The organism is Streptomyces sp. NPDC091209, assembly GCF_044757755.1.
Lineage (GTDB): Bacteria > Actinomycetota > Actinomycetes > Streptomycetales > Streptomycetaceae > Streptomyces.
On the sequence record NZ_JBIVVR010000003.1, the window covers coordinates 628,604 to 634,137 of the forward strand.

At 69.6% G+C, this 5,534-nt stretch carries 5 protein-coding genes; 3 read left to right on the forward strand and 2 right to left on the reverse strand.

The window, feature by feature from the left end:
• Window positions 1-584: 584 nt before the first annotated feature.
• Both ahcY and ACIQRL_RS12925 read left to right on the forward strand, forming a co-directional pair.
• Window positions 585-2,042 (forward strand): adenosylhomocysteinase, encoded by a 1,458-nt coding sequence (gene ahcY / locus ACIQRL_RS12920; RefSeq protein ID WP_401330770.1) that lies wholly within the window; start codon window positions 585-587, stop codon window positions 2,040-2,042.
• Between the two features lie 100 nt (window positions 2,043-2,142).
• The gene (locus ACIQRL_RS12925) at window positions 2,143-2,799 is read left to right on the forward strand and encodes a hypothetical protein (RefSeq protein ID WP_401330772.1); all 657 of its coding nucleotides are present in this window, start codon (window positions 2,143-2,145) and stop codon (window positions 2,797-2,799) included.
• Window positions 2,800-2,862: 63 nt separating this feature from the next.
• Here ACIQRL_RS12925 and ACIQRL_RS12930 read toward each other — a convergent pair whose 3' ends face one another.
• On the reverse strand, window positions 2,863-3,999 hold the full coding sequence (locus tag ACIQRL_RS12930; RefSeq protein WP_401330774.1) for an RDD family protein: 1,137 nt from the start codon (window positions 3,997-3,999) through the stop codon (window positions 2,863-2,865).
• Window positions 4,000-4,140: 141 nt separating this feature from the next.
• On the opposite strand from ACIQRL_RS12930, the gene ACIQRL_RS12935 reads away from it, so the two are divergent.
• Complete coding sequence (locus ACIQRL_RS12935; protein WP_401330776.1) at window positions 4,141-5,148, forward strand: stage II sporulation protein M; 1,008 nt, start codon at window positions 4,141-4,143, stop codon at window positions 5,146-5,148.
• A gap of 203 nt (window positions 5,149-5,351) precedes the next feature.
• On the opposite strand, the gene ACIQRL_RS12940 is transcribed toward ACIQRL_RS12935, so the two are convergent.
• Window positions 5,352-5,534: hypothetical protein (locus tag ACIQRL_RS12940; RefSeq protein WP_401330778.1), on the reverse strand; the 183-nt coding region annotated here is incomplete at its 5' end.

Consider the following 5,534-nt stretch of genomic DNA (forward strand, 5'->3'; position numbering starts at 1 on the left):
GGCCCCGCCGGGCGCCCGGGCGCGGGCGCGGGCGCCCCCGTCACCCCCCCGGGGGGGGGTAGGGGGGCGGGGCCCGCCTGAGATCTCAGGCGGGCCCCGACGCCGTTCCCCCGCCTTGCGCCCGACCCCTCCCTTCGTCCCCACCGTTCGTGCATCCCCTCGTGCATCTCCCCGTTCCTTTCCACCGTTCGGCTCTGCCGTTCCGTTCTTCTGTCCGGCTCCGCCGTTCAACTCTCCTGTCCAGGTCCGCCGTACGGTCCACGGAGGCATCGCGGGTATCACCGGCTCCGCGAACGGCCCGGTGCGGGGCGGCCGGAGCCCGCTCCGCGCGGAGGCGGACTGGGGAGGGACACGCCCACCGGTGTAGCTTGGTGACTGAGCCAGACGTCGCTGCTGATGGCGGTCGGGCGGTCCCACCGCGGACCGGCCGAGGGAGAGAGGGCCTCCGACGGACTGCGCTGCGCGCACCGGGCACTGCCGTGCCCCGCCGGTGTACGTCCGTGCCCCGATCGGGCACGCGTTCGTGACCGCCGCCGCGCAGAACAGCCCTACCCACCTCGCCCCGATTTCGAGGAGCAGCTCGTATGACGACTGTCGACAGCCGACAGGACTTCAAGGTCGCCGACCTCTCCCTGGCCGAGTTCGGCCGCAAGGAGATCACCCTCGCCGAGCACGAGATGCCCGGCCTGATGTCGATCCGCAGGGAGTACGCCGAGGCGCAGCCCCTCGCGGGCGCCCGCATCACCGGCTCCCTGCACATGACGGTGCAGACCGCCGTCCTCATCGAGACCCTGGTCGCCCTGGGTGCCGATGTCCGCTGGGCCTCCTGCAACATCTTCTCCACCCAGGACCACGCCGCCGCCGCCATCGCGGTCGGCCCGAACGGCACGCCCGAGAACCCGCAGGGCATCCCGGTCTTCGCCTGGAAGGGCGAGACCCTGGAGGAGTACTGGTGGTGCACGGAGCAGGCGCTGACCTGGCCGAACACCCCCACCGGCGGCCCGAACATGATCCTCGACGACGGTGGTGACGCCACCCTCCTCGTCCACAAGGGCGTCGAGTACGAGAAGGACGGCAAGGTCCCCTCGCTCGACACCGCCGAGTCCGAGGAGCACGGCTTCGTCCTCGGACTCCTGCACCGCACCATCTCGGACGGCTCGCAGAAGTGGACCCAGCTCGCCTCGGAGATCCGCGGCGTGACCGAGGAGACCACGACCGGCGTCCACCGTCTGTACGAGATGTACCGCGACGGCACCCTGCTGTTCCCGGCGATCAATGTGAACGACGCCGTCACCAAGTCGAAGTTCGACAACAAGTACGGCTGCCGCCACTCGCTGATCGACGGCATCAACCGCGCCACCGACACCCTGATCGGCGGCAAGACCGCTGTCGTCTGCGGCTACGGCGATGTGGGCAAGGGCTGCGCTGAGTCCCTGCGCGGCCAGGGCGCCCGCGTGATCATCACCGAGATCGACCCGATCTGCGCCCTGCAGGCGGCGATGGACGGCTACCAGGTCACGACCCTCGACGAGGTCGTCGACAAGGCCGACATCTTCGTCACCACGACGGGCAACAAGGACATCATCATGGCCTCGGACATGGCCAAGATGAAGCACCAGGCGATCGTCGGCAACATCGGCCACTTCGACAACGAGATCGACATGGCCGGCCTCGCCAAGATCCCCGGCATCGTCAAGGACGAGGTCAAGCCGCAGGTCCACACCTGGAAGTTCTCCGACGGCAAGGTCATCATCGTGCTGTCCGAGGGCCGCCTGCTGAACCTGGGCAACGCGACCGGCCACCCGTCCTTCGTGATGTCCAACTCGTTCGCGGACCAGACCCTGGCCCAGATCGAGCTGTTCACCAAGCCGGAGGAGTACCCGACCGACGTCTACGTGCTGCCCAAGCACCTGGACGAGAAGGTCGCCCGTCTCCACCTCGACGCGCTCGGCGTGAAGCTCACGACGCTCCGCCCCGAGCAGGCCTCCTACATCGGTGTCGAGGTCGACGGCCCGTACAAGTCGGACCACTACCGCTACTGAGCACGCCCGCCGAGCAGCGGTACCACCGCTCGGCGTCCGGATGTCAGCAGGCCCTCGCCGTCCCGGCGGGGGCCTGTCCCCGATGAGGACCTGAACGCCCATGCCCCGCGGCCGTTATTCGCTCCATGATCCGCACGACCACACCCCTCTCGCCGACGAACACTTCCACTGCGCGCCCGGCTCCTCCGGCTGGCGCTACGTCTCCCAGCTCACCACCCCGTCCGCCACGGGACCCGACGGCCTTCCCGAGCCAGGGAAGGGGACCGTCACCGGCTCGGTCGACCTGGCCCTCGACGATCTAGGCCGCCCCATCCGCCTCGAACTGCACGCCGCGAACTGGCAGGTGAGGGGCGCCGCTCTCGAAGGCGTGACCTGGGTCCGCACCGACCCCACCGGCACCGAGGCCACCGAGGGCAACGTGCCCGCCCATGCCTTCACCGGTACCTCTCCCGCGTTCCTCGTCGCCACCGCCCGTCTCCTTCGCCTCACCCCTTCCGCCGCCGCCCCGGCGACCCGCGTACGCCTCGTCGCCTTCACCGACCCGGTCCTCGCCCCGCGCACCCTCGACCAGTCCTGGGCCTTGATCGCAAGCGAAACACACGCCACTGACAACGGGCCCCTGACCGTGGACGAATACCAGGTCACAGCGCTGGACACGGGGGAGCAGCACGCCGTGCACATCGCGGGAGACGTCGTGCTCGCGGCCCCCGGCATCGAACTGGAACACCTCGAATCACCGCCGTCGGTGTTCGCCTGACGGCGGGTTCGCGAGGCCGGGCCGACCGGAGGCGGCGACGGGGAGTCGGGGGTGAGCGCGTGCCTACGCGGGCGGCGCGAAGCCGGTCGGGGGACGCTCCTCCCGGCCGGCCTGCTCGATCGGGGCGACCGGAGCGGCCGGAGCGGCCGAACCGGTCGGCTGCGGGGACGGCTGCGGGGCCGCAGGCCGCTGAGCCGCGACTGGATACCCGGCGGGGCTCGGCGGGGTGAAGTGGACGCCGGGCCCCGGCTGGTCGGGGTAGCCGGCGGGACCACCGGGCTGGAAGGGGCGGCCGGCAGGCCCGCCCGGTTGGAGCGGGTAGCCCACAGGAGCGCCGGGCTGGGAGGGGTAGCCGGCGGGAGCGCTCGACGGGAAGGGGTGGCCGACAGGAGTGCCCGGCAGGGGGAAGAAATGGCCACCGGGTCCAGGTGCCGCGGGGAAAGCGCCCGGCGCACCGGCGAACGCCCGACGGGCCTCGCGGGTCTGACGCTCCTGCACCACGGCCGCCAGATACGCGCCCGCCGGCACACCCTGCGGTGCCGGAGCCCCCGTACGGGCGGCGAGATCCGCGGCGAGCCGTTCGGCCATCGCCACACCGACCTGCGGATCCAGCTGGCCCATCCGCGTCAGGTACTGGCGGACGGCCAGCCACAGCCCGTCCGGTACGGCGGACAGATCGAGTTCGGCGAAACGCCCCGCCAGCCAGGGCGGCGGCGCGGGAACGTACGCCATACGCCCCGCCGGAATCCGCTCCCGCACGACCAGCGTCCCCGCGAACACGTCACCGAGCCGCCGCCCGCGCTCCGACACCAGCGAGGCGATGCACGCGACGATCCCGAACGTCATCAGAATCTCGACCACCCCCACGGCACCGCGCACCAGCGCGTGCCGGAACCGGATCGGCCCGCCGTCGTCCCGCACCACCCGCAGCCCGCACGCCAGCTTCCCCAGAGAACGGCCGTGGCTGAGTGTCTCCACCGCGATCGGCCCGCCGACCAGCACAAGAAGGAAGCTCGCGATCGACACGGCGATCTGCGCCGCGTCGTCCAACGCGGCGGTCGCGGCGACCAGACCGATGGTCACGATGATGTAGACCGCCACGACCAGGGCCAGGTCGAGCACCACGGCAAGCGCCCGGCTCGGCAGTTTCGCGGGGCGCAGCTCCAGCGCCACCGCCTCGCCCGTCACTAGCTCACTCACGCGTGCCGTCCTTCCCCTGACCTGCCCCGAGAACCGCCAGTCTGCCAAGCTGAGGACACATCGCGCCGCAGTAAGACAAGCTGACATCCATGATGAGCGCCCGATGAGCAGTCGACGAGCAGCCGAGGAGCAGGCAAACCGATGGACCTCGACGTCTTCGTCTCCGCCCACCGAGCCGAGTGGGACAGACTCGACGGCCTGCTGCGCCGACAGCGCCGCCTCACCGGAGCCGAGGCCGACGAACTCGTCACCCTGTACCAGCGAACCGCCACGCACCTCTCGCTGATCCAGTCCAGTGCGCCGGATCCCCAGCTCACCGGGCGTCTCAGCCAACTCGTGGCACGCGCGCGCAGTGCTGTGACCGGCACCCGCCGAGCCTCCTGGCGCGATGTCACCCGCTTCTTGACGCACGGTTTCCCGGCAGCGGTCTACCGTGCCCGCCACTGGTGGGTGCCCACGGCGCTGCTGTCCACGGCGATAGCCGCCCTCCTCGGGTGGTGGATCGGCACCCACCCCGAGGTCCAGGCCGCCATCGCCGCCCCCAGCGAACTGCGGACCCTCACCCGCCCCGGTGGCGAGTACGAGACCTACTACTCCAGTCATCCCGCCGCGGCCTTCGCCGCCCAGGTGTGGACGAACAACGCCAAGGCCGCCGCGATGTGCCTGGTCCTCGGTGTCTTCCTCGGGATTCCGGTCCTCTGGATCCTCTTCCAGAACATGCTCAACCTGGGGGTCGGCATCGGCCTGATGTCATCGGCCGGCCGGCTCGACACCTTTCTGGGGCTCGTCCTCCCGCACGGCCTGCTGGAACTGACCGCTGTCTTCGTCGCCGCGGGCACAGGACTGCGACTGGGCTGGACGGTGATCGACCCGGGCCCGCGATCCCGTCGTACAGCCCTGGCGGAAGAGGGGCGCGCCGCGCTGGGCATGGCGATGGGCCTGGCGCTCATCCTCTTTGTCTCGGGTGCCATCGAAGGCTTCGTGACGCCGTCGAGCCTTCCCACCTGGGCCCGAATCGGCATCGGAATCACGGCTGAAGTGGCCTTTCTTCTGTACGTCTATGTCCTCGGAGGACGCGCGGCCCGCTCCGGCGAGACCGGTGACGTCTCAGCATCCGAGCGAAGCGCCACTCTGCCGACGGCCGCCTGATGTGCGTGCACCCCCGCTGACCTGCTAGTCTCATCTTCGCCCCGGGAAAACCGTTGACAGAGGTACACTGGGGAGGTAGATTCGAACAGTTGCCTAGAACTGGACACGTCCGGCGGCAGCGGTTAGAGTTTGCTCGCTTCTCAAAGAAATCGACACGTCGATTCAGAAGAAGCCACTCCTGATGATTCAGAAATGGGCGCCGGTCAATCCGGTCCATGGATTCTGATAAAGTCGGAGCCGCTGGAAAGGGAAACGCGAAAGCGGATTACCTGGAAAGCACCGAGGAAATCGGGCCCGAAAGGTTCTGATAGAGTCGGACTCGCCGGAAAGGGAAACGCGGAAGCGGGAACCTGGAAAGCACCGAGGAAATCGGATACGGAAACGGT